Here is a 24,336-nt window from a genome sequence, read left to right as displayed (position 1 = left end):
ATGAATAATATGGATAAAACTAAGAGAATCGTCTTAACAGCATTATTTGCAGCTATAATTTGTATTACAACAGCATTTATTTTTCATATTCCAACAGGAATGAATGGGGGATATATTCATATTGGAGATGCATTTATTTATATAGCTGCTTCATTACTTCCAACACCATATGCAATATTTCTATAAAAAGTAATTAAATATTTTTAATTAAGGAAGATAGATTTAATATTTAAATCTATCTTTTGTTTTACAAAATTTCCCAGGGAATAAATAAGATAATTTCTTAATTTTACTTTATTATAAAATTGTTTTAAGATAATATAATAGATTATTTATAAATAATTGAATTGTTTATTTTTATGGAGGTAACATATTGAAGCTTAAAAATATTGTATATGAAATATTAAATTTAGGAGCAAATCTTACAAAAAGTCAAGGAAAAAAACTATTTGATTTAGATTTAGCAACAAATATAAAAAGTAAGAAAATAGATAATATATATCATATTTATGGAAAAGTATTTAGTGAAAATAAAGCTAAGGAATATAATTGCCATATAAAGATAGATTTGAAAACTGGAAAAGTTATTGGGAGTACTTGTAATTGTGATGATTTTTATAATAATTCAAAATTTAAAGATAGATTTATTTGTAAACATATCATTGCAACAACTTATAAATTTTATCATTTAGCACAAGAAAAAATTCCTAATTTAAAACAGCCTTATAAATTAAACGGAGATAGACTAGTTAAATGTATAGTAGATAAAAATACTATTGAAATTTTAGATTTAAATATAAAAATAAAGAACATAAATACAGGAAAATGTAATTATTATGAAGCCGAGTTTAGAATAGCTAATAAACATGATAACTTGATTGCTTCTTTAGAAGATTTTATAAAAGCTAAAAATAAAAAGGAATTACTAAAATTTAACAATGAATTCACCTATGATCCTAATAAGCATATCTTTAGTAAATCTGATGAAGATATACTGGATTTTATAGAAGAGTATTTAGAGATAGAAAAAATAAATAATAAAAGTAATTTAGTTAATGGAAAAAACTTGAGGATATTATCTAATAACTTAAAGAGATTTCTTTTACTTATAGAAAAAGATAAAAAAATAGAGTTAAGTTATAATTATATTACTTATAAATCAAAAATAAATACTACAAAATTACCTTTTTCTCTTACAATAAAACAAAATAATAATATGTTTACAGTAAAGACACAGAAGAAAGTGCCTATTATATTAAATGAAAAAGGTGATGTATATATCTATAATAGAGAAATATATATTCTACCTAAAGATATACAAAATTATTACAAAGAAATAGTTGGAGAATTTATTTCTATTGGAGAAATAAATTTAAGTAAAAATATAAATACCATTAAAAGCTTTCTTAAGATATCTAATAATATAGCAAACAAGATATTTTTAGATGAAGGTAGTAAAGAATATATAAGTAAGATAATGGATACTAAGTTTTATTTCAATAAAATTTATAATAATATTTCCTGTACTGTTAAAGTTAAATATTTAGATAAAGAGATTAATATTTTAAAAGAAGAGTATGATATAGATTTTTTTAAAGAGTTTAAATTAAAGGATAAAATAGATATAGAACTTGAAAGATTTAGATTTATAAAGAAAAATGATAAATTTGAGTTTATAGGAAATGATGATGAGTTATACTATTTCTTAAAAGAGGGATTAAATATTTTAAGTGCATTTGGAGAAGTCATATTATCAAATTCCTTTAAAGATATTAAGGTTTTAGACTCGTCTTATATAAATTCTTTTATAAATTATGAAAACTCTTATTATAATGTTAATTATGATATAGATGGTATTGATTTTTACGAATATAGGAATATATTAAGTTCCATTAAAGATAACAAAAAGTATTTTAAAACTAAAAATAATAATTTTTTAGACTTAACAGATACCAAGGTTAAGGATTTTTTTAAGTTATTAGATATTTTAAATTATGAAGAAAATCTTAGTGATGGGCATTTAAAAGTTGATAAAAATAAGATTATATATTTAGAAAATATAATAGAGAATAAGGGATTGTCTTTTATACGATGTGATGAAACGTTAAAAAAAATATCAACTAAATTAGAAAATAAAAAAGCTGTAAAGTGTATTGTTCCATCAAGTTTTAATGGAGTCCTTAAAGATTATCAGATAATAGGCTACAATTGGCTTAAAACTATAGCGTCTATGAACTTTGGAGGAATATTAGCAGATGAAATGGGACTTGGAAAAACTATTCAAATAATAGCTTTTCTGCTTTCAGAAGAAAATAAAAAAGCTTTGATAGTTACACCTACTTCATTAATATATAATTGGCAAAATGAGCTTAAAACCTTTGCACCAACAATAAATGTAGGTATAATTCATGGGAATAGTAAAGAAAGACTAGATATTTTAGAGAATAAAAATAACTATGATGTAATACTTACTACCTATGGAACCTTAAAAAATGATTTTACTTTTTATAAAGATAGAGTCTATGATTACTGCATTATTGATGAAGCTCAAAATATTAAAAACTCTAAATCTCAAAATTCAAAAGTAGTAAAAGAAATAAAGGCAAATTGTAAAATTGCACTTACAGGAACACCACTAGAGAATAATTTATATGAATTATGGTCCATTTTTGATTTTGTTATGCCAGGATATTTGTACACTGAGGAACAATTTAAAAATAAATTTCTAGACAATATAGAAGAATTAAAAAAACTAATTAATCCCTTTATTTTAAGAAGGCTTAAAAGTGATGTTATAACAGAATTAAAAGATAAGATAGAGAAAAAACATTTAGTTGAAATGACAAGAGAGCAAAAACAAATTTATAATTCTTATGTTATAGATATAAAAAATAAAATTAAAAATAGTAAAACTGATAATATTACAGTATTTTCTTATTTAACTAAACTTAGAGAGTTATGTTTAGACCAATCTATTTTAATAGATAATTATAAAGGTGGGAGTGGTAAAATAAATGCTGCAATAACATTAATAAAAAATGGTATTAATAATAATAGAAAGATATTAATATTCTCCCAATTTACCTCCGTTTTAGAAAAGATTGGAGAGAGACTAAAACTAGAGAACATAGATTATTTTTATTTAGATGGAAAGACTCCTGCTAAAGAAAGATTAGAGTATGTTAATGATTTTAATATAAGTGTAAATAAAAGTGTTTTTTTGATATCTTTAAAAGCTGGGGGAACTGGATTGAATTTAACATCAGCTAATTTAGTTATACATTTTGATCCATGGTGGAATCCAGCAGTAGAAGATCAAGCTACTGATAGAGCTCATAGAATTGGACAAAAGGATATAGTAGAAGTAATAAAATTAATATCAAAAGACTCAATTGAAGAAAAAATAATTTCTATGCAAGATGATAAAAGGGAATTAATAAATGAAGTAATGAATAGTGACATATCAGATAAAATAGTAATTAATAAATTAACTTACGAAGAGATCCTAGAACTTTTCAAATAAGAATAAAATATTAATATAAGATTAATGGTAGAAATACGCAACAAGTTTTCTTTCTAGCATATGATAAATAATAAATTAATTAGAGGTGATTATATGTTAGATTTAAAAGGAAAATTTATCAAACAATTTTTAAAGTTCAAAGTTGTTAGAAACATACCAGGAGAAATTTTATTGAAGTTTTCAGATAATATAAAGATAGAAGATAAATTTAAGAAATATGATGTATTTATACTAAAGGGAGCTAAATTACTAGAAGGAATAAAAAATATTGATTTTGATTATTCTAGAAATTTGATTGGTGTTAGTTATGATATAAAAAAATTAGATGCTAATAAAGTTATAAAATGGGTTAATATTATAATAGATACTATTTGTAGTAATACCTCTTTTATAGAAGAAAATATAGATAATAATCTTGATGATATTACTAATAAAATTGAGAGTGAATTAAACAAAAAAAAGAAGAAAATATAAGTAAATATCCTAGAGATAAAAACTATCTTTAGGATATTTTACTTTGTAGATATATAATAAAAAATTTCTTCATATAATTATTTCAGTAGTTTATATAAGGAAGTAGATAAAATGAAAACAAAAAAATCACTATTAAATCTAATTTTTTGGATATTATTAGCTATCCTATTTAATATCTATATATATTTGGCACAAGGGGAAACAGCAGCTGTAGAATTTTTTGGCGGGTACATAATAGAAATGTCATTAAGTTTAGATAATTTATTTTTATTTTTAATGATATTTGAAAGTTTTGGCATACCTGAACCTTATCAAGAACGTGTTTTAAAGTATGGAATATTTGGAGCTATGATTTTAAGATTAATATTTATATTATTAGGAGTTACCATAGTTAATAGATTTCACTTTATAATATATTTCTTTGGTATTTTATTATTTTTTAGCGGATTTAAAATGATTTTAGATAAGCATCCTAATATGCATTTTAGCAATAACCCTATTATCAAATTAGTTGGGAAAATGATACCAGTTACTAACACCTTGCATGGACATAGCTTCTTTGTGAAAATTAATAAAGTTATTTATGCAACACCACTATTTGTAATATTGATTATTATAGAAAGTTCAGATGTTATTTTTGCATTAGATTCTATACCAGCGATATTTTCTATAACTACAGATATATTTTTGGTTTACACATCAAATATATTTGCTATATTAGGTTTAAGAAGTATGTATTATATATTAGCTAGAATGAATAGTATGTTTAAATTTATGAAATATGGAGTGGCATGTATTTTAATATTTACTGGAATTAAACTTATGATAATGTATATAGGAATTGAAATATCAGTTATAATATCAGTTTTAATAATTATTATAATATTACTATTAAGTATTTTAATTTCATTAATATTTGATGATAAAGATATTAAAAAACGGAAATATAGTAGATAAAACTTGAATTGTTTTCAGAATATAAAAATTATTAACGCAAAATCTGTTAATATATTATTAAAAAACTATTGTATTTATTAAAAACTTTGATTATAATATAGAAAAATAATATTTTAAAGATAATGATAAGGAAGAGTATATAAAGAAAACTTTAAAGAGAGCTGAAAAATGGTGGAATTTCAGTAAGTAAACTTTATAGAAGCAGCCTTTGAATCTCTTATTGAAAAATAAGAATTTAAATTCTTAATTAGATAATGACGTTTTCCTTACGTTATAGAGGATAGAATATAATTTATTTTATATTCTAGATGAGTGAGCAAGTATAACTTGCTTATTAGGGTGGTACCGCGAAGTAGTTCCTTCGTCCCTTTTTGGGATGGAGGACTTTTTTTATAAAAATATATATAATTTAGAATATATTTAATTTTAAAAGGAGGATTAAAGTATGGATGATATACTTGAAATTTTAGAAAAAAATAGTAGATATACTGATGAGGAAATAGCTATTATGTCTGGAAAGACAGTTGAAGAAGTAAGAGATGCTATTAGAGATTATGAAGAAAAAAATATAATTGCAGGATATACTACATTAATTAATTGGGAAAATACAGGGAAAGAAACTGTTACTGCATTAATAGAAGTAAAAATAACACCTCAAAGAGGAGTTGGATTTGATAAAGTAGCTGAAAGAATATATAATTTTCCACAAGTCAAAGCATGTTATCTAATGTCATCAGGTGGATTTGATTTAACTGTTATAGTTGAAGGTAAAACTATGAAAGAAGTTGCTATGTTTGTATCTGGAAAGCTTGCAATACAAGAGTATGTTACAGGAACAGCAACACATTTTGTATTAAAAAAATATAAAGATCATGGAACTATATTTAAAGAGAAGAAAGTATCAGATAGGGAGGCAATATTTATATGATCCTAGAGAACATGATTTTAGATAATGTTAGAAATATGCCACCATCAGGTATAAGAAAATACTTTGATATGGTAAATGAAATGGAAGATGTAATATCATTGGGGGTTGGGGAACCTGATTTTGTTACGCCATGGAATGTAAGAGAAGCGGGTATATATTCATTAGAAAAAGGAAATACACATTATTCAGCAAATGCTGGCTTTATAGAATTAAGAGAGGAAATATCTAAATATTTAAATAGAAGGTTTAATATTTATTATAATCCTAAAGATGAGATACTTGTAACAGTTGGTGGGAGTGAAGGTATAGATTTAGCTTTAAGAGCTTTAGTTGGTCCAGGTGATGAGGTTATAATTCCAGAACCAAGTTTTGTTGCTTATAAGGGATGTACTGCATTTTGTGGAGGAATATCAAAAGTTATAAATTTAAGAGCAGAAGATGATTTTAAACTTACTCCTAAAATCCTTGAAGAGGCTATAACAGAAAAAACAAAAGTTGTTATAATTCCTTTCCCAAATAATCCAACAGGGGCAATAATGACAAAGGAAGAATTAGCGTCAATAGTAGAAGTCTTAAAAGACAAAAATATAATAATAATTTCAGATGAAATATATGCAGAATTATCTTATGATAAAGAACATGTTTCTATAGCAAGTTTTGAAGAAGTTAAAGATAAAACTTTAGTTATAAATGGGTTTTCAAAATCTTATGCTATGACTGGATGGAGATTAGGCTATATTTGTGGAAATAAAATACTAATTGATGCAATGAAGAAAATACATCAATATGCTATTATGTGTTCTCCAACTACTGCTCAATATGGAGCAATAGAAGCTCTTAAAAATGGAGATGATAGTGTTAAAGAGATGGCAAGAGAATATAATAGAAGAAGAAGATTTCTTGTTAATGGATTTAGAAAAATGGGATTAGAGTGTTTTGAACCTTTAGGAGCATTGTATGTCTTTCCATGTATAAAATCTACAGGAATGACTTCAGATGAATTTTGTGAAAAACTTTTAATAGAAGAGAGAGTTTTGGCAGTGCCAGGTAATGCTTTTGGAGACTGTGGAGAAGGATTCATAAGAGCCTGTTATGCAGCTTCTATGGAAGATTTAATAGAAGCTATTAAAAGAATAGAAAGATTTATTGAAAAACATAGAAATTAAATATATCAAGAGATTATAGCTAAATACTATGGTCTCTTTTGTTTTTATGATATAATAAATTCTATGCATTTTACTAATGAAAATAAAGGAGAGAGATTTTTGAGAGCAAAATATAAGTATATACAAACTCTAATGATTCTGGTTATAATGATTCTTATGGCTACAACAGAAGGTTTTATAAATATTTTTGGAACAACAATAAAAAATGATTTTGCATTAAGTGATACTAGATATTCTTTAATGTTTACTTTAGGTTCTATAGCTTATTTGGCTTTTAATTATGTAGGTGGATCTTTATGTGATAAACTCGGTCAAAAAAAGTTGTTTTTAATAGGATTAATAGGCGCAGCTTTAGGTAATTTAGTGCTTTCAATAGCACCAAATTTTACTGTTTTTACAATAGGTTTTGTAATAATGCAATTATTTATAGGAATGATGTCTATTGCTGCTAATACTATAATTCCACTTTTATGGATCACAGGACAAGCTATCATAATGAATTTAACACATTTTGCATATGGAGCAGGTTTATCTATTACACAAAAAGTGTCAGGGGTATTTTTAAATAATGGAATTTGTTGGAGAAATGTTTATTTAATAGGAGTTGTAATTTCATTAATTGTATTTATAGTATTTATATTTATAAAATTACCAGAAAATAAGGTTTCAAGAGAAGAAAATAAGGTTTCTTTAAAAGAAATTTTGGATAAAAAGGTTTCTTGGTATTTTATTTTTGCTATGGGCTTTTATATTATGGCAGAACAAAGTACGGGTAGATGGTTACCAGGATTTATAGAGACTTCATATTCTAATTTAAATGAATCTCAAATAGCATCCTATATATCTTTATTTTTTATATTACTTACAATAGGAAGACTAGTTGGCGGATTTATAGCTGATAAATTAGGAGAAATTAAGACTGTAATAATATTTTCACTTTTAGGTGGTACTTTATTTATACTTGGATTATTTTTAGGTATAAATGGATTATATATTATTTCATTATCAGGATTTTTCTTCTCAATAATTTTTCCAACCCTTGTTATAATAATCGGTAATACTTTTAAAATAGGTACAGCTTATACAACAGGTGTTATAATTAGCTTTGCAGGAATAGTAAATACTAGTATGAATTTAGCTTTAGGATTTTTATCTGATTTGCTAGGAATACAAAAAGCAATTTTTCTAGTTCCTATAGCAATTTTAATGACATTTTTCTTTGTAAGTGGTATAAATATAACTTTAAAAAATAAAAAAGCTGTGTAAATAAGATGAAAGCTGGTTTCTAATTAGATAGAAACTAGCTTTTTATTTTAAAGTAAATTAATAAAAGAATTTGTAGAAAGATATTTAAAGGAAATTTTCAGAATATAAAGAATTAATAAAAAATAAGAGAAGAAGCGTTGACATCAATAGTATATTGTAAAAGGAGGTAAGGATAAGAAAATATTTAGAAGTTATTCAATGTTAAAAAGAGGGGGATATGATGAATAGTAAATTTTTAAAGAAGTTAACACTTTTTATTACTCTAGCAATTACAACTCAAGGAGTAGCCTCGTATGCAAACGTTGTAAATGGGGATTTCGACAAAAATATATCTATAATAGGTGATAGTATAGCTACACAAGATAAATTATTACTTTGGTATGATGAGCCTGCTACAAAATGGGAAAGTCAAGCTTTGCCTATAGGAAATGGACATATTGGCGGAATGGTTTTTGGAGGAGTTCAAAGAGACCAAATTCAATATAATGAAAAAACACTATGGTCAGGAGGCCCAGGTTCTGTAGAGGGGTATAATGGAGGAAATAAAGAGGGGGCATATGAATCTCTTGTTCAAATAAGAGAGATGCTTGCAAATGGTGAACAACCATCAAATTCTTTATACCAAGCAATATGTGGTGATGTTAAAGGATTTGGGTCATATCAAAATTTCGGTAATATATTTTTAGATTTTGATATCCCTAATAATTCACAAATAACTAATTATAGAAGAGAATTAGATGTTGAAGAGGCTATTTCAAGAGTAAAGTACACATATAACGATATAAATTATACGAGAGAATACTTTACTAGTTATCCAGATAATGTAATGGTTATCAAAATATCATCTGATACTCCTGAATCAATTAATATTGAAGTTAGAAATGAAGGGGTTCATGAGGGAAATAAGTCTAACGAAACAACAACGGTAAAAGATAATATTATAACTTTAAAAGGAGAGTTAACTCCTGGTGTTGTATATGGTAGTGATGGGAATGTTGGAAATGGAATGAAATATGAGTCACAAATAAAAGTAGTTAATGATGGTGGAGTAATTGAAGATAAAAGAGATAATGTTAAAATTAATAATGCTAATTCAGTAACATTAATTATGGCAGCAGGAACGGATTATAAAAATGAATATCCAACATATAGAGGTGAAGACCCACATGTTATGGTAACGGAAAGATTAAGTAAGGCTATAAATAAAGGTTATGATTCTATTAAGGATACTCATTTAGCTGATTATAAAAATTTATTTGATAGAGTTGATTTGAAATTAGGTGAATTAAATCTTAATAAGCCTACAGATGAGTTATTAGATGATTACAGAGTAAATAAATTTAATAGTTTAGAAGTATTATTTTTTCAATATGGTAGGTATTTATTAATTTCATCATCAAGAGAAGGGTCATTACCTGCAAATTTACAAGGTATTTGGAATAATTCAAATGCGGCACCGTGGCAATCAGATTATCATTTTAATGTAAATCTTGAAATGAATTATTGGCCTGCAGATGTAACTAATCTTTCGGAATGTGCTATTCCATTAATAGATTATGTAGATAGCTTAAGAGAACCAGGAAGAGTAAGTGCAAATGTTCATTGTGGAATTAATAATGATGAAACGGGAGAACCAGGATGGATAGTTAATACAATGAATAATCCTTTTGGGTTTACTTCTATGGGGTGGGCCTTTGATTGGGGGTGGGCTCCAACAGCAAATGCTTGGATTTCACAAAACTTATGGGAAAATTATCAGTTTACAGACAATAAGGAGTATTTAAGAGAAAAAATATATCCAATAATTAAAGAGGCAGCAAAATTTTGGACTAAATTTCTAGTTGAATATAATCATTCAGATGGAAAAACATATTTAGTTTCATCACCAAGTTATTCACCTGAACATGGGCCAAGAACTATAGCAACTACTTTTGATCAGCAATTAGTAAGACAATTGTTTAATGATACTATAAAAGCTATAGAAATTTTAGGATTAGAAGAAGATACAGAATTTAAAGAAGAATTAATAAATAAAAGAGATAGATTACTTCCAACTCAAATAGGAAATCGTGGACAAATACAAGAATGGAAGGATGATATAAATGTAGGAGAAGCTAATCACAGACATATTTCACATCTTGTAGGGTTGTATCCTGGAAAAGAAATAAATAAAGATACGCCTGAATTATTTAAAGCGGCAAGAGTAACTATGGAGGAAAGAGGCGATGGTGGTACCGGATGGTCCATGGCTAATAAAATTAATCTTTGGGCTAGACTACTAGATGGAGAAAAAGCCCATATGTTATTAGGCAATTTGTTGAAAAATGGTACGTTGGATAACTTATTTGATACTCATCCACCATTTCAAATCGATGGAAATTTAGGAGCAACTTCAGGTATAGGAGAAATGTTAATACAAAGTCATATGGATTATATAAGTTTAATACCTGCAATTCCAAATGCTTGGACTAATGGATCATATTCAGGTTTAAAAGCTAGAGGTAACTTTGAAGTTTCTGTAAACTGGGAAAATAGTAATTTAAAATCAGCAACTATATTATCTGGTTCAGGAAATGAGTGTGCACTAGACTATCCAGGTATAAAAGATGCAATAGTAAAAGATTCTAATGGAAATAATGTAACTTTTGTGATAACTGAAGAGGGAAGAATTAGATTTTCTACTGAAAAAGGGATGGTATATACTATAGAGAACATTCCAGATCAAAAAGTAGAAAAAGCAAAAGGGTTAAAAGCTATAAGAAATGATGACAATTCTATTAAATTAACTTGGGAAAAGGCTAAGTTTGCGGATGGATATAATGTTTATAGAAAAGGAGAAGGTAATGATTTTATTAAAATAGCTGAAAATATAAAGGATATATCATTTATAGATAAAAATGCAATGGTAAATGATAATTATGATTATGTATATTATATTAAAGCTATAAACTCTTTAGGCGAAGGTGAAGCTTCTAACTTGGTAACAGCAGAAATAGTGTTATATTTAAGTGATTTAGAATGGAAATCGGCAACAACAGGTTGGGGAAATATAGGAAAAGACCTTAGTGTTGATGGAAATAAGTTAACCTTAAAGGGAGAGGACGGAGCTAATATAATATATGATAAAGGACTTGGGGTTCATGCAACATCTACTATAATTTATGATTTATCAGATTATAAATACTATGATTATTTTGAGACATATGTAGGTGTTGATAGAGAAATGACAACAACTGCCTCAATAGATTTTAGAATTTATTTAGATGGCGAAGAAGTTTTCAGTTCTGGCATTATGCAACCTGATACTAATCAAAAATACGCAAAAGTTCCTATAAAAGGAAAAGGAGAATTAAAATTAGTAGTAGGAGATGGTGGTAATGGGATAGGAGCTGATCATGGAGATTGGGCAGATGCAAAATTTACTAGAAATCATCCTAAAACTAATGCAAATTTAAGTAATATATATATATATGAGAATGAATTAAAAGATTTTAGTCCTGATGTATATGAATATACTTATAATTTAGCAAAAGAAGAAAATTTATCTGATTTAAAAATATCAGCTATAGCTCAAAATAGTAATGCAAAGGTTGAAATAATAAAACCAACCACTATTCCAGGAAAAGTTACAATAAAAGTTACTTCAGCAGATGAAAGTATTACTAAAGAATATTCCATTAATATAAATCCTTATTGTGAAATAATAGAGGATATAATAGCCCAGTATGATTTTGAAAATATAAATGATTTGGGCAAAGATATATCTAATAATAAACATAATGGAGTTTTAAATGGAGATATACAACAAGTAACGTCTCATGATGGAAAGGCAGCTCAATTTGGCAGTGGATATATAACAATTAAAAGCTCCAATGATCTTAAATTTAATGAAAACTTTGCTGTTGAAACAGAAATATATTTAGAAAGATCTACTTCTTATTGGCAAAAAATACTACAAAAAATTGATAATACTACAGGTAAAGGAGGATTTTTACTAGATATTTCACCAGAGGGAAAGTTAAGATTTCATGCAGAAGAATCAATAAGTCAATTTATATCTAACGAAATTATACCATTGAATAAATGGGTGAAAATTAAAGTGATATTTGAGAATGAAGAAGGTAAAGCGAAAATTTATATAAATGATAAATTAGATAAAGCAGTTGATATAAGTAAAAAATTAGAAATAAGTGATTTAGATTTAATAATAGGGGCTAATGGTAGTGGGAAAGAAAATTTAAAGGGAAAAATAAATGATATAAAGATAAGTAAGATTAGAAAAGAAGTGATAATAGAAAAATCAGCCGATTTTAATAAAAATGGTAAAATAGATATTGGTGATTTATCAATTTCATCAAAGTATTTTAATAGAAATATACCAGAATATGACCTAAATAATGATAATATTATAGATAGATATGAAATTGATTTTATAGCAAATAAGATTTTAGGAAATTAGTAATTTTAAATAAAATATATCCTATAGAGGAAAGGTAATAAAAGTTAAAGGAGTTATCGCTTATTGAGATAACTCCTTTAATTTAAAAAGGTTATTCATTATTTTTATTACTTTTTTTAGATTGAATTATTAAAATAAATCCTAATACAAAATTATTCAATAGAATACCTCACTAAAGAACACCTTTAGTTAAGATTATATTAGCATATAATGCTTCTTCAGAAGTGGAAATAATAGCGTAGGCTTCTTTAGACTTTTCATAAAAATCAAATCTTTCAAGGAAATTAAAGTGTGAAAAATTACTAAAGTCTTTTTTTATAATATTTTCATAATCTTTCCAAATTGTAGGAACTACTGTGTCTCCTTGAACTATACTCATAAGACTTAAAGGATTTTTAGAGTAGGTATCAATTGGAAAAAGTTTTAAAATTGCTTTTAAAACATCAGGTATATTATGACCATCAGCTCTAACTAATCTTTTAGCATAATTTGAAGCAGGAAAATTTCCATCTGCAATTACAATGTTATCTCCATGTCCCATTTCCATTAATATTTTTAAAAGTTCAGGTGAAATTATTGTTGGAATTCCTTTTAACATACAATCATCTCCTTTAAAAGTGTGGTATGTAATTATTATAATACATTTTATGGAAAGAAAACAACAAAAACCCAAAAAACTATTGTATATAAAGATAAAAAAGGTTATAATGTAATCGTAATCAAAGAAAAACAAAACAAAACAACAAAATCAAAAAAGGTATAAGGGCGTGAGGGGTGATTTCATGGAAAAAACCGTATTATTAAAAATGGAAAATATCAATAAGGGGTTTCCAGGTGTACAAGCACTTAAAAGTGTACAACTTGAAGTATTAAAAGGAGAGGTACATGTTTTGATAGGTGAAAATGGGGCAGGGAAATCAACATTAATGAAAGTTTTAACGGGAGTTTATACTAAAGATAGTGGAACTATTACTTTTAAAGGAAAAGAGTTTTGTGTAAAAAATCCAAAGGAAGCAGAAGATTTAGGGGTATCTATTATACATCAAGAGTTTAACCTTTTACCACATTTAACTGTTGCGCAAAATATCTATATTGGAAGAGAAGCAAGGATGGGTAAAAGTTTTATTGTAGATGATAAAAAGATGATAAAAGATACAAAGGAATTATTGGAATCTATGCATTTAAAAATAGATCCCAATGCAATTGTAAATTCTTTGACAGTTGCTGAACAACAAATGGTAGAAATAGCTAAAGCTTTATGTGTAAAATCAGAGGTTTTATTGTTAGATGAACCTACATCAGCTTTGACAGAAAGTGAGATAGATGAGTTATTTAGAATAATAAAAAAATTAAAAAGTCAAGGTGTGGGAATAGTTTATATTTCTCATAGAATGGAAGAATTTAAACATATAGCAGATAGAGTAACTGTATTAAGAGATGGTACTTACGTTGGTACTAGACTTTGGAATGAAACAAGTATTGATGAAATTATAAAAATGATGGTAGGAAGAGATATTAAAAATAAATATCCAATTAGAACCCCTAAAATCGGTAAAGTGGTTTTTGAAGCTAAAAATATTAAGAGGGGCAATATTATAAAGGATGTAAGCTTCAATGTAAGATCAGGAGAAATACTTGGATTTGCAGGACTTATGGGGGCTGGAAGATCAGAGGTTTGTAGAGCAATTTTTGGAGCTGATCCTATAGATTCAGGTGAGTTTTACTTAGATGGTAAAAAGATAAAAATTAAATCTCCTGTAGATGCAATAAAAAATCAAATAGCATATCTATCAGAAGATAGAAAAAGAGATGGTCTTTTATTAAATTTAGATGTTGAATTTAATACTGTATTAGCAAATTTAAAAGAATATAGCAAAGGAACTATAGTAAATAATAAAACTTGTAAAAATATAACCGACTCTAAGGTTATTGACTTAAAAATTAAGACTCCAAATATAAATCAAAAAACTAAATTTTTAAGTGGTGGTAATCAACAGAAGGTTTTAATAGGAAGGTGGTTATGTAGAGATACTAAAGTTTTAATATTTGATGAGCCTACTAGAGGTATAGATGTAGGAGCTAAATTTGAGGTATATTCCTTAATGAAAGAGTTAGCTGAAAAGGGTGTTGCAATTATTATGATATCATCTGAACTTCCAGAGATATTAGGTATGAGTGATAGAGTTTTAGTTATGCATGAAGGTAAGAAGACGGGAGAGATTTATATTAAAGATGCGAATCAAGAAAAAATAATGCAATTAGCATCAGGAGGATTGAATTAAAGGGAGGATTTAATTATGCAAGTAATGAAGGAAACCAATAAGAAAAATGTGTTAAAAGATAATAAAGATTTAATACAAAAGATGGCGGCTGGTCTTAGTTTACTAGTAATGTGTATATTCTTTTCTATAGCAACTCCATATTTTTTAGAGTTTGATAATATTATTACCATAGCATTACAGACTTCTGTTATAGGTATTATGGCTATGGGAGTAACTTTTGTAATAGTAACTTCAGGAATTGATTTATCATTAGGTGCAGTTATTGCATTAAGTGGTGTTTCAGCTGGGATATGTGTAAATAGAGGGATGGGAGTAGTTGTATCAGTAATAATAGCTTTAGTTATAGGAATTTTATTTGGAGCACTAAATGGATTTTTAATAGGCAAATTAAAGTTACCACCATTCATTTCAACTCTTGGAGCGATGATGGTTGCTAGAGGATTAACTCTTATTTTAACAGATGCAAAGCCAGTATATTTTGATGCAGCTCCACAGTTTGCAGAAATATCACAAGGAAAATTATTTGGATTAATTCCATATCCAGTTATATATTTAATTCTTATAGCAATTATATCATCATTTATCTTAAAGAAAACATTAATAGGAAGATATACTTATGCAATTGGTAGTAATGAAGAAGCAGCTAGACTTTCAGGAATAAATATTTTTAAAACTAAAATGTTTGTTTACTCCTATTGTGGACTTATGTGTGCTATAGCAGGTATAGTAATGGCAGCAAGAATAAATTCAGGACAACCTACGGCAGGACAAGGATATGAACTTGATGCAATTGCAGCAGTTGTTATTGGAGGTACTTCACTAAGTGGTGGGGAAGGTTCTATAGTTGGGACATTTATAGGTGCATTTATAATGGGGGTTCTTAAAAATGGATTAAATCTTATGAATGTATCACAAAACTGGCAAATGTTAGCTATGGGAGTAGTTGTAATAGGTGCTGTTTATATGGATATGTTAAGAAAAAAAAGAAAATAGAAAATTAATTTAATAATTATTTTAATTTATATAAATTATTAAAAATAGTTATAAAAGATATTTATGGGAGGGATTAAATTATGAGATTGAAAAAATTAACAGCTCTAGTAGCTACTGCACTTATTGTACCTGTTATTCTTTTTGGATGTGGGGGTAAAAGTGAAGGAGCACAAGGTGAAGGCGAAGGTGGTGGAGAACAAAAGTATGTTGCTGTAATTTCAAAGGGTTACCAACATGAATTCTGGAAAACGGTAGAAAAAGGGGCTATGAAGGCTGGGGAAGAAGCAAATTTAAAAGTAACCTTTGAAGGGCCAGATAATGAAACTATGGTTGATAAGCAAATAGAAATGGTTGAAAATGCAATAACTAAAAAGGCTGATGTTATTATGTTAGCTCCTCTTGACAATAAAGCTCTTTTACCAGTTGTTCAAAAAGCTGAAGAAAAAGGTATTCCTGTTATTACCTTTGATTCTAATTTAAATTCAGATATTCAAAAAAGCTTTATTGCAACAGATAATAAAGTAGCTGGTTCAATAGCCGCTAAAGAAACGGCAAAGCTTATAGGTAATGAAGGTGAAGTTGCAATAGTTGCACATAATGAAGGAACTTCAACAGCTCAAGAAAGAAGAGATGGATTCAAAGAGGAAATTGAAAAGAATTATCCTAATATAAAAATAGTTTCTATTCAATATTCAGATGGAGATCATGCAAAAGCTTTATCAAAGTCTACAGATATTATGACTTCAAATCCTAATTTAAAGGCTATTTATGCTACTAATGAAGGAGCAGCAATTGGGGTTGCAACAGCAGTTAAAGAAAAGGGAAATGCTGATAAAATAAAAGTTGTTGGTTTTGATTCTTCAGATCAAGAAATTAAATTCTTAGAAGAAGGTATTATAACTGGGTTCGTAGTTCAAAATCCTTACAATATGGGATATCTTGGTGTTAAAGCCGCATCAGACCTTTTAAATGATAAGACTATTGAAAAGAGAATAGATACAGGGGCTACTTATGTAGATAAAAATAACATGAATAATGATGATATTCAAAAGTTATTATATCCATTAGGTAAACAATAATTTGAAAAATAAAGGTTTGGAATAATTTCCAAACCTTTATTTTATTAAATACTATTAGTGGTTTATTTTAAAGGATAATTAAATCATTAATAGTTATAATATATAAAAATACTAAGCTTCGAAAAATTGAAGCTTAGTATTTAAAAATTATTTATAAATAGGACCAAAATTGTTGCATGCTCTATAATCTGCACCTTCTAAATCTTTGCTACCAAACATTGCCCAAGCACTAGGTCTAAATATTTTGTCTTCAGGTACATTATGCATTGCTACAGGTATCCTCAACATAGAGGCAAGAGTTATTAATTCGGCCCCTATATGTCCATATGATATAGCCCCATGATTTGCGCCCCAATTATTCATAACAGAGTAAACATCTTTAAAGACTCCTTCTCCAGTTAAATTTGGTGCAAACCAAGTTGTTGGCCAAGAACAATCAGTTCTATTATCTATTAGAGTTGCTATTTCATTATCTAAATCTACAGAATAGCCTTCTACTAACTGAAGAACTGGGCCTAGTCCATCTACCATACAAATTCTAGACATTGTAAGAGGCATTCCACCTTCAGAAATGAATTTAGATGAAAAACCTCCACCTCTAAAGTACTCATCTATAGCAGGCCACCAAGTTGTAGCATCTAAACATGCTTTAGCTTCACTTTCTTTAATTTGCCAAAATGGTTTCATAGTAGGGTCACCATTTGAATCCTTTTGTTTTCCTGATGCATCTAAAGTAGCTGCTCCAGAATTAATTAAATGAATAAAACCATTTGAAGCTTTACCAGTTAAATCCTTACCACTTATTTCTTTAACGGCTTCTTTTGACCAGTAAGTTCTTACATCAGCAAAAATTTGAGAAGTATTTGTTAATAAGTGTCCAAATAACATTGGGATAGCGTTTAGTGAATCGTTTTCAGTTGCAAAAACAAAGGATTCTCTTATACCGTTCCAATCAAAAGAGGAATTTAATATAGCTTCCATAAAATCTCCATTAGGAGAGTGATCCGTCCAATGTCTTTGCCCTTGGAATCCACCAGCGATAGCATTATGTCCTTCGGACTCTTCTTTAAATCCTAAAATTTCAAGTTTAGGATTTCCTATTAATAAGTCTCTAGTTATTAAAGTCATTTTAATAACTGTTTCCCAAATTTTATTTTTTTCTTCTTTACTTCTTTGTTTGTCAATGGAATTACGATCTCTGCCTTCTTTACAATTTTCTTTTACCCATTTAAAAGCTAATTCAAACTCATCTTTATCATATATTCCTCTATCAATTCTTCGTGTTATTTCACTCATATCAACATATTCATTTCTCATACCTAAATATTTTTGGAAGAATTTCTGATTAACTATTGATCCAGCAATCCCCATAGATACTGATCCAACTGAAAGATAAGATTTTCCTTTCATAATAGCTATAGCTAGTCCACATCTAGTGAATCGTAATAACTTTTCCTTAACATCTTCAGGGATTTCAGTACAATCAGCATTTTGAACATCTTTTCCGTAAATTCCGAATGCAGGAAGCCCGAATTGTGTGTGTCCAGCTAAAGCGGCAGCTAAATAAACAGCACCAGGTCTTTCGGTACCATTAAATCCCCAGATAGCTTTTGGTATATGAGGATCCATATCAATAGTTTCACTTCCATAACACCAACATGGAGTAACGGTTATTGTAAGTCCTACCCCTTCTTTTGAAAATTTTTCTGCGCATCTTGCTGCTTCTGAAACTCCTCCTATAGTAGTATCTGAAATTACACATCTTACAGATTCACCATTTGGATAATATAAATTTTTTGAAATTAACTCGCTGACTTGTTTTGCCATTCCCATAGTTTGTTCTTCCAAGGATTCCCTTACCCCTTGTCTTCTACCATCTATAGTAGGTCTTATACTTACTTTTGGAAAGTCCCCATTTAACCTATTCATAAAATTCTCCTCCCAATTATAAATAATTTTATTTACAATTTAATTTTACGTCCAACAAAAACCAAAGTCAACCAAAAACAAAGAAAACACAGAAAAAATATCGTTTACAATGTTGTTTGTGTTTGTGTTGTGGTGTATTATATTAATATAATAATTAATTAAAAAGGGGGAAAATAATGAGTACATTTTTAGCTTTTGATTTTGGTGCATCATCTGGAAGAGCTATAATTGCAAGGATTACTAATGATAAAATTGAAATTGAGGAAATATATAGATTTCCTAATGAGCCTGTATTTTTAGGCGATAAATACTTTTGGGACTTTCCACGATTATTAAATGATATGAAAGTAGCTTTAAAAAAAGTTTCGTTATTAAATGAGAAAATTGCTGGGATAGGAATAGATACTTGGGGTGTTGACTATGGTTTATTAGATGATAATGAAAATTTAATTGGAATGCCTATGCATTATAGAGATAAACGAACATATTCATCAATAAAAGAAACTAAAGAAATAATATCTTTGGAAGAGCTTTATTTAAAAACAGGTATATCATTAAATGCATTTAATACATCATTTCAATTAGTTGCAGATAAAATGATGAGACCTGAAATATTAAAAAATAGTACAAGCCTATTGTTTATGCCAGATTTATTTGCTTATTATTTAACTGGATCTAAAAAGAATGAATTTACAATTGCTTCAACCTCAGGTCTTTTAGATATAAAAAAAGAACTTGGGATTATGAATTAATAGATAAATTAGGAATTCCTACAGGTATTTTTAATGAAATAATTGAACCGGGAGAAATATATGGATATTTAACAAAAGATGTAATGGAGGAAACAGGATTAGGTAAAATACCTGTAATTGCTGTTGGAGGACATGATACAGCTTCAGCAGTAGCTGCAACTCCATTTACTAATACTAAAAATGCATTTTTAAGTTCTGGTACTTGGTCTTTATTAGGAGTAGAAATTGAATCTCCAATAATTAATGATAAAACATTTAATTATTCATTTACTAATGAGGGAGGCGTATGTAATAAAGTTAGATTACTAAAAAATATAAATGGTTTATGGTTATTACAACAGCTAAAAAAAACTTGGTGTGAGTTTTATGAAAAGATAGATTTTCCGGATATTATAAAAGAAGCAAAGAAATTTGAAAAATGTACATTTATAGTTAATACTAGCGATGAAAGACTTATGAATACTAAAAATATGATAGAATCAATAAAAGAATATTGTGTAGAAAATGGACAAGGAACACCAGAAAAACTAGGTGAACTTGCTATGGCAGTATATAATGGGCTTACTAAAGAGTATAAAGAGACAATTGAAGAAATAGAAGAAGTTTTAGGATATAAAATTAATGCTATAAATGTAGTAGGTGGAGGAATAAAAGATAGCTATTTATGTGAACTTACAGCAAAGAGAACTGGAAAGAATATTATAGCAGGTCCTGTTGAAGCTGCTATTTTAGGAAACGTTATTTTGCAATGTATTTCAGTTGGTCTTTTGTCATCTATTAAAGAAGGAAGAAATCTAGTGTATAAATCTTTTGATATAGATTTATATATTCCATAAAACTTGAAAATATTTTAATAAATAATTTTTTTGGTATAATGTAATTAATATTAAAATAAATAGTGAAAGTTGGGGGAAGTAATATGCTTGCAATAGAAAGAAGACAGAAAATAGTTGAAATAATTCAAGAAGAAAAAAAGGTACTAGTACAAGAGCTTGCAATTAATTTCTCGGTTACAGAAGAAACCATAAGAAGAGATTTGGAAAAGCTTGAAGATCAAGGAATATTAAAGAGAACTTATGGTGGAGCTATAGTAAATGAAGGTACTAATGTAGATATGCCTTTAGACATGAGAGAGGTTGTAAATAAGGGAGGAAAGTTAAAAATAGCAGAAAAGGTTGCAGAAGAAATAAAAGACGGGGAAACATTAATGTTGGATTCTTCTTCAACAGCGTTTTATGTAGCTAAATGTTTAAAGAAAAATAATAAAAAGGTTACTATAATAACAAACTCCTTTAAAGTTGTAACTGAACTACAAGATGTAAAGGATATTAATCTAATTTTGGCAGGTGGAACCTTTAGATTAAGTTCAAAATCTTTTGTTGGGAAATGGGCAGAGAATGTAATAAAAAATTATTATGTAAATAAAGCGATAATATGCTGTAAAGGAATGGATATTAATCGAGGAGTTATGGATTCTAATGAACAAGAAGCTGAAATTAAAAAATATATGGCTAAGTGTTCTAATCAAGTAGTACTAGTAGTAGATAAGGTTAAATTTGATAAAAGTTCCTTTGTGAAAATTATGGATTTTAAAGATATAGATATTATTTACACAGATGAAAAAATTTCAGAAGAGTGGGAATCAACATTGAAAATTAACAAAGTACAATTAACTTTTTGTTAAATTAAGTAAAAATCATGATAATAGAATTTAACGATGGAGTTGTAGTTAAGGCTAATCCAAAGGGTAATGACTTTAATATATTCTTCATCATGTTTTAGATATTACGAATATAAAATTAGTAGAAGTTAATTATTTATTTAGTCTATTTCAAAAAAGATATGCATACCTAAATTTAATAGATATGTATATCTTTTTTTAGTTCCATTTATTATGTTAGTCTTTATAATTATCTATTTCTTTTACTAGATTCGAAAAACAAATAACATATATCTACTATAAATACAATTGTATTTTATTGACAATAAAGAACTTGAATGGTAAAATAAAGGAAAACAAAGATAAAACAAATAAAACAAAAATAAAAGGAGGATAAAATATGATATCAGAATATGAAGTTAAAAAGCAAATGTGTGAAATTGGAAAAAGAATTTATATGAATGGATTTGTTGCTGCTAATGATGGGAACTTATCAGTTAAAATTAATGATAAAGAGGTGCTTTGTACACCAACTGGTGTTTCAAAAGGGTATATGACACCAGATATGATATGTAAAGTTGATATTAATGGTAATATTATAACTGCAAATGGAAAGTTTAAACCTTCTTCAGAGATAAAAATGCACTTAAGAGTTTATAAAGAAAGACCTGATGTTAGTTCAGTAGTACATGCCCATCCACCATATGGTACAAGCTATGCCATTGCTGGGATTCCTTTAGATAAAGCTATTATGCCCGAGGCTGTTATAGCTTTAGGTAATGTTCCAATAGCTGAATATGGTACACCATCAACAGATGAAATTCCAGATGCTGTATCAAAATATTTGCAATGTTATGATGCTGTTCTCCTTGAAAACCATGGTGCTTTAACATATGGGCCAGATTTAATGGGAGCTTATTTTAAAATGGAATCATTAGAATTCTATGCAAAGTTAATGTTTATATCTAGTCAAATTGGCGAACCACAAGTTTTAAATAACAAACAAGTTGATAAATTATTAGATATAAGAAAAAATATGAATTTAATAGGAAAACATCCAGGTTTATGTTGTAAAGATGGGGATTGTAAATATAATTCAAAGAATATAGAAGATAAACAAAATAAAATTGAAGATTATGAAATAGAAAAGATAGTAAAAGAAGTTACTGCTAAAATATTAGGAGCTATTAAATAATGAAATCTAAACGATTTGAGGTACTTAGAAAAAGACCTATAAATCAGGATGTTTTTATGGAAGAGTGGCCTGAAAAGAGCTTTATAGCAATGAGTAGTCCTTATGATCCTTCTCCATCTATAAAAATAGATGGAGAAACAATTATAGAATTAGATGGAAAAAAGAGAGCAGATTTTGATTTTTTGGATTATTTCATTGCAGATTATACTATAGATAAAAATATAGCTAAGGATGCAATGAAAATAGATTCTTTAGAGTTTGCAAGACTTTTAGTTGATATAGTTACACCAAGAGAAGTAATTATTAAAATTGCAAAAGGGTTTACTCCGGCTAAAATTGTTGAGATAGTAAATAATTTAAATGTAGTTGAAATGATGATGAGTATGCAAAAGATTAGAGCAAGGAAAATGCCAGCAAATCAAGCTCATATTACAAATTTAAAGGATAATCCTATACTTATAGCAGCTGATGCAGCAGAAGGAGCTCTTAGAGGATTTAGAGAAGAAGAAACCACTGTTGGAATTGTAAGATATGCTCCTTTTAATGCAATAGCATTATTGATAGGTTCTCAAATAGGTAGTAAAGGAGTATTAACCCAGTGTGCCATTGAAGAAGCTACAGAATTGGAATTAGCAATGAGAGGATTCACTACATATGCAGAAACTATATCTGTATATGGAACAGAGAATGTATTTATAGATGGCGATGATACTCCATATTCTAAGGCATTTTTAAATTCAGCATATGCATCAAGAGGATTAAAAACTAGGTTTACATCTGGTACAGGCTCTGAGGTATTAATGGGGGATTCTGAAAAAAAATCAATGTTATATTTAGAAACTAGATGTTTAATGGTTACTAAGGGAGCAGGTTCTCAAGGCATTCAAAATGGATCAGTCTCAACTATTGGAATAACATCATCTGTTCCATCTGGAATTAGAGCAGTTCTTGCTGAGAATTTAATTGCAGCTATATTAGATTTAGAAGTAGCATCTTCAAATGACCAAACATTTTCTCACAGTGATATAAGGAGAACAGCAAGATTATTAATGCAGTTTTTACCAGGAACTGATTTTATATTTTCAGGATATAGTGGAACTCCAAATTATGACAACATGTTCGCAGGTTCAAATTTTGATGCAGAAGATTTTGATGATTATAATGTACTTCAACGAGACCTTAAAGTTGATGGTGGGTTAAGACCTGTAAAAGAAGATGATGTAATAAAGGTAAGATATAAAGCAGCAAAAGTAATTCAAGATTTATTTAGAGAATTAGATTTATGTAGTATAAGTGATGATGAAGTTATAGCAGCAACTTATGCACATGGAAGTAAAGATATTCCTGATAGAGATGTAATAAAGGATTTTGAAGCAATAGATAAGCTTATGAAAAATAAATTAACTGGAATAGATTTAGTTAAGTCTCTAGTAAATTCAGGTCATAAAGATGTAGCAACTGATATTCTTGAGATGTTAAAACAAAGAATATCTGGAGATTACCTTCAAACATCTGCTATATTAGATGAAGAATTTAATGTAGTTTCTTCAATTAATAATAAAAATGACTACTTAGGACCAGGAACTGGATATAGATTAGATGGAGATAGTTGGGAAAAAGTTAAGAACGTAAATAATCTATTAGATAGAAACTCCTATCAATAAATTTAGGAG

17 protein-coding genes, 1 pseudogene and 1 other annotated feature are annotated in these 24,336 nt (G+C 27.8%); of the genes and pseudogenes, 16 read left to right on the top strand and 2 right to left on the bottom strand.

All coding sequences use genetic code 11. The features are described from left to right. The 8 genes from BTM21_RS05870 to BTM21_RS05835 all read left to right on the top strand — a co-directional run bounded on the left by BTM21_RS05870 (position 1) and on the right by BTM21_RS05835 (position 12,773). Entirely contained in the window at positions 1-186 is a 186-nt protein-coding gene (locus BTM21_RS05870) for an ECF transporter S component (RefSeq protein ID WP_021875636.1), read from the top strand. Positions 187-373: 187 nt separating this feature from the next. After that, positions 374-3,523, top strand: coding sequence for a DEAD/DEAH box helicase (locus BTM21_RS05865; RefSeq protein ID WP_096145377.1), 3,150 nt, complete (start codon positions 374-376; stop codon positions 3,521-3,523). A gap of 93 nt (positions 3,524-3,616) precedes the next feature. Next, on the top strand, positions 3,617-3,997 hold the full coding sequence (locus BTM21_RS05860; protein WP_079481343.1) for a hypothetical protein: 381 nt from the start codon (positions 3,617-3,619) through the stop codon (positions 3,995-3,997). A gap of 111 nt (positions 3,998-4,108) precedes the next feature. Next, the gene (locus BTM21_RS05855) at positions 4,109-4,954 is read left to right on the top strand and encodes a TerC/Alx family metal homeostasis membrane protein (protein WP_021875639.1); all 846 of its coding nucleotides are present in this window, start codon (positions 4,109-4,111) and stop codon (positions 4,952-4,954) included. Positions 4,955-5,067: 113 nt separating this feature from the next. Beyond that, positions 5,068-5,326 (top strand) — a binding site (T-box leader). 73 nt (positions 5,327-5,399) lie between these two features. After that, the gene (locus BTM21_RS05850) at positions 5,400-5,882 is read left to right on the top strand and encodes an Lrp/AsnC family transcriptional regulator (protein ID WP_021875640.1); all 483 of its coding nucleotides are present in this window, start codon (positions 5,400-5,402) and stop codon (positions 5,880-5,882) included. Then, on the top strand, positions 5,879-7,048 hold the full coding sequence (locus tag BTM21_RS05845) for an aminotransferase class I/II-fold pyridoxal phosphate-dependent enzyme (protein WP_079481344.1): 1,170 nt from the start codon (positions 5,879-5,881) through the stop codon (positions 7,046-7,048). Before BTM21_RS05850 ends, BTM21_RS05845 begins: the two co-directional genes overlap by 4 nt. Positions 7,049-7,147: 99 nt before the next feature. Then, positions 7,148-8,314, top strand: a complete 1,167-nt coding sequence (locus BTM21_RS05840; protein WP_161493092.1) for an MFS transporter — start codon at positions 7,148-7,150, stop codon at positions 8,312-8,314. A 220-nt stretch (positions 8,315-8,534) separates the two neighbouring features. Then, the gene (locus BTM21_RS05835) at positions 8,535-12,773 is read left to right on the top strand and encodes a glycosyl hydrolase family 95 catalytic domain-containing protein (RefSeq protein WP_096145376.1); all 4,239 of its coding nucleotides are present in this window, start codon (positions 8,535-8,537) and stop codon (positions 12,771-12,773) included. A 172-nt stretch (positions 12,774-12,945) separates the two neighbouring features. On the opposite strand, the gene BTM21_RS05830 is transcribed toward BTM21_RS05835, so the two are convergent. After that, the gene (locus BTM21_RS05830) at positions 12,946-13,371 is read right to left on the bottom strand and encodes an RbsD/FucU family protein (protein ID WP_096145375.1); all 426 of its coding nucleotides are present in this window, start codon (positions 13,369-13,371) and stop codon (positions 12,946-12,948) included. A gap of 184 nt (positions 13,372-13,555) precedes the next feature. On the opposite strand from BTM21_RS05830, the gene BTM21_RS05825 reads away from it, so the two are divergent. From BTM21_RS05825 to BTM21_RS05815, 3 genes are all read left to right on the top strand, one after another. Continuing rightward, positions 13,556-15,055: a sugar ABC transporter ATP-binding protein gene (locus tag BTM21_RS05825; RefSeq protein WP_242944842.1), complete on the top strand. Its 1,500-nt coding sequence runs from the start codon at positions 13,556-13,558 to the stop codon at positions 15,053-15,055. Between the two features lie 15 nt (positions 15,056-15,070). Continuing rightward, the gene (locus BTM21_RS05820) at positions 15,071-16,048 is read left to right on the top strand and encodes an ABC transporter permease (protein WP_021875647.1); all 978 of its coding nucleotides are present in this window, start codon (positions 15,071-15,073) and stop codon (positions 16,046-16,048) included. A gap of 80 nt (positions 16,049-16,128) precedes the next feature. Next, positions 16,129-17,127, top strand: a complete 999-nt coding sequence (locus BTM21_RS05815) for an ABC transporter substrate-binding protein (RefSeq protein ID WP_021875648.1) — start codon at positions 16,129-16,131, stop codon at positions 17,125-17,127. A 147-nt stretch (positions 17,128-17,274) separates the two neighbouring features. On the opposite strand, the gene BTM21_RS05810 is transcribed toward BTM21_RS05815, so the two are convergent. After that, on the bottom strand, positions 17,275-19,056 hold the full coding sequence (locus tag BTM21_RS05810) for an L-fucose isomerase (RefSeq protein ID WP_021875649.1): 1,782 nt from the start codon (positions 19,054-19,056) through the stop codon (positions 17,275-17,277). Between the two features lie 176 nt (positions 19,057-19,232). Between BTM21_RS05810 and BTM21_RS13830 the strand changes: the two are divergent. From BTM21_RS13830 to BTM21_RS05790, 5 genes and pseudogenes are all read left to right on the top strand, one after another. Further along, positions 19,233-19,900: pseudogene (locus BTM21_RS13830) on the top strand (FGGY family carbohydrate kinase); the annotation flags it as partial. After that, positions 19,892-20,644, top strand: coding sequence for an FGGY-family carbohydrate kinase (locus BTM21_RS13825; RefSeq protein WP_197983195.1), 753 nt, complete (start codon positions 19,892-19,894; stop codon positions 20,642-20,644). The pseudogene BTM21_RS13830 and the gene BTM21_RS13825, both read left to right, overlap by 9 nt. 83 nt (positions 20,645-20,727) lie before the next feature. Beyond that, entirely contained in the window at positions 20,728-21,492 is a 765-nt protein-coding gene (locus tag BTM21_RS05800) for a DeoR/GlpR family DNA-binding transcription regulator (RefSeq protein WP_079481347.1), read from the top strand. A 376-nt stretch (positions 21,493-21,868) separates the two neighbouring features. Then, positions 21,869-22,663 carry a class II aldolase/adducin family protein gene (locus tag BTM21_RS05795; protein ID WP_021875652.1) on the top strand — a complete coding sequence of 265 codons (795 nt, stop codon included), beginning with the start codon at positions 21,869-21,871 and terminating at the stop codon, positions 22,661-22,663. Beyond that, positions 22,663-24,327 (top strand): propanediol/glycerol family dehydratase large subunit, encoded by a 1,665-nt coding sequence (locus BTM21_RS05790; RefSeq protein ID WP_079481348.1) that lies wholly within the window; start codon positions 22,663-22,665, stop codon positions 24,325-24,327. Before BTM21_RS05795 ends, BTM21_RS05790 begins: the two co-directional genes overlap by 1 nt. The last annotated feature ends 9 nt before the right edge of the window (positions 24,328-24,336 follow it).

Origin of the sequence: Clostridium chauvoei, from assembly GCF_002327185.1 — a bacterium.
Lineage (GTDB): Bacteria > Bacillota > Clostridia > Clostridiales > Clostridiaceae > Clostridium > Clostridium chauvoei.
The sequence above is the reverse complement of the archived record's forward strand: the minus strand, read 5'-3'. Positions and strand labels throughout refer to the sequence as shown.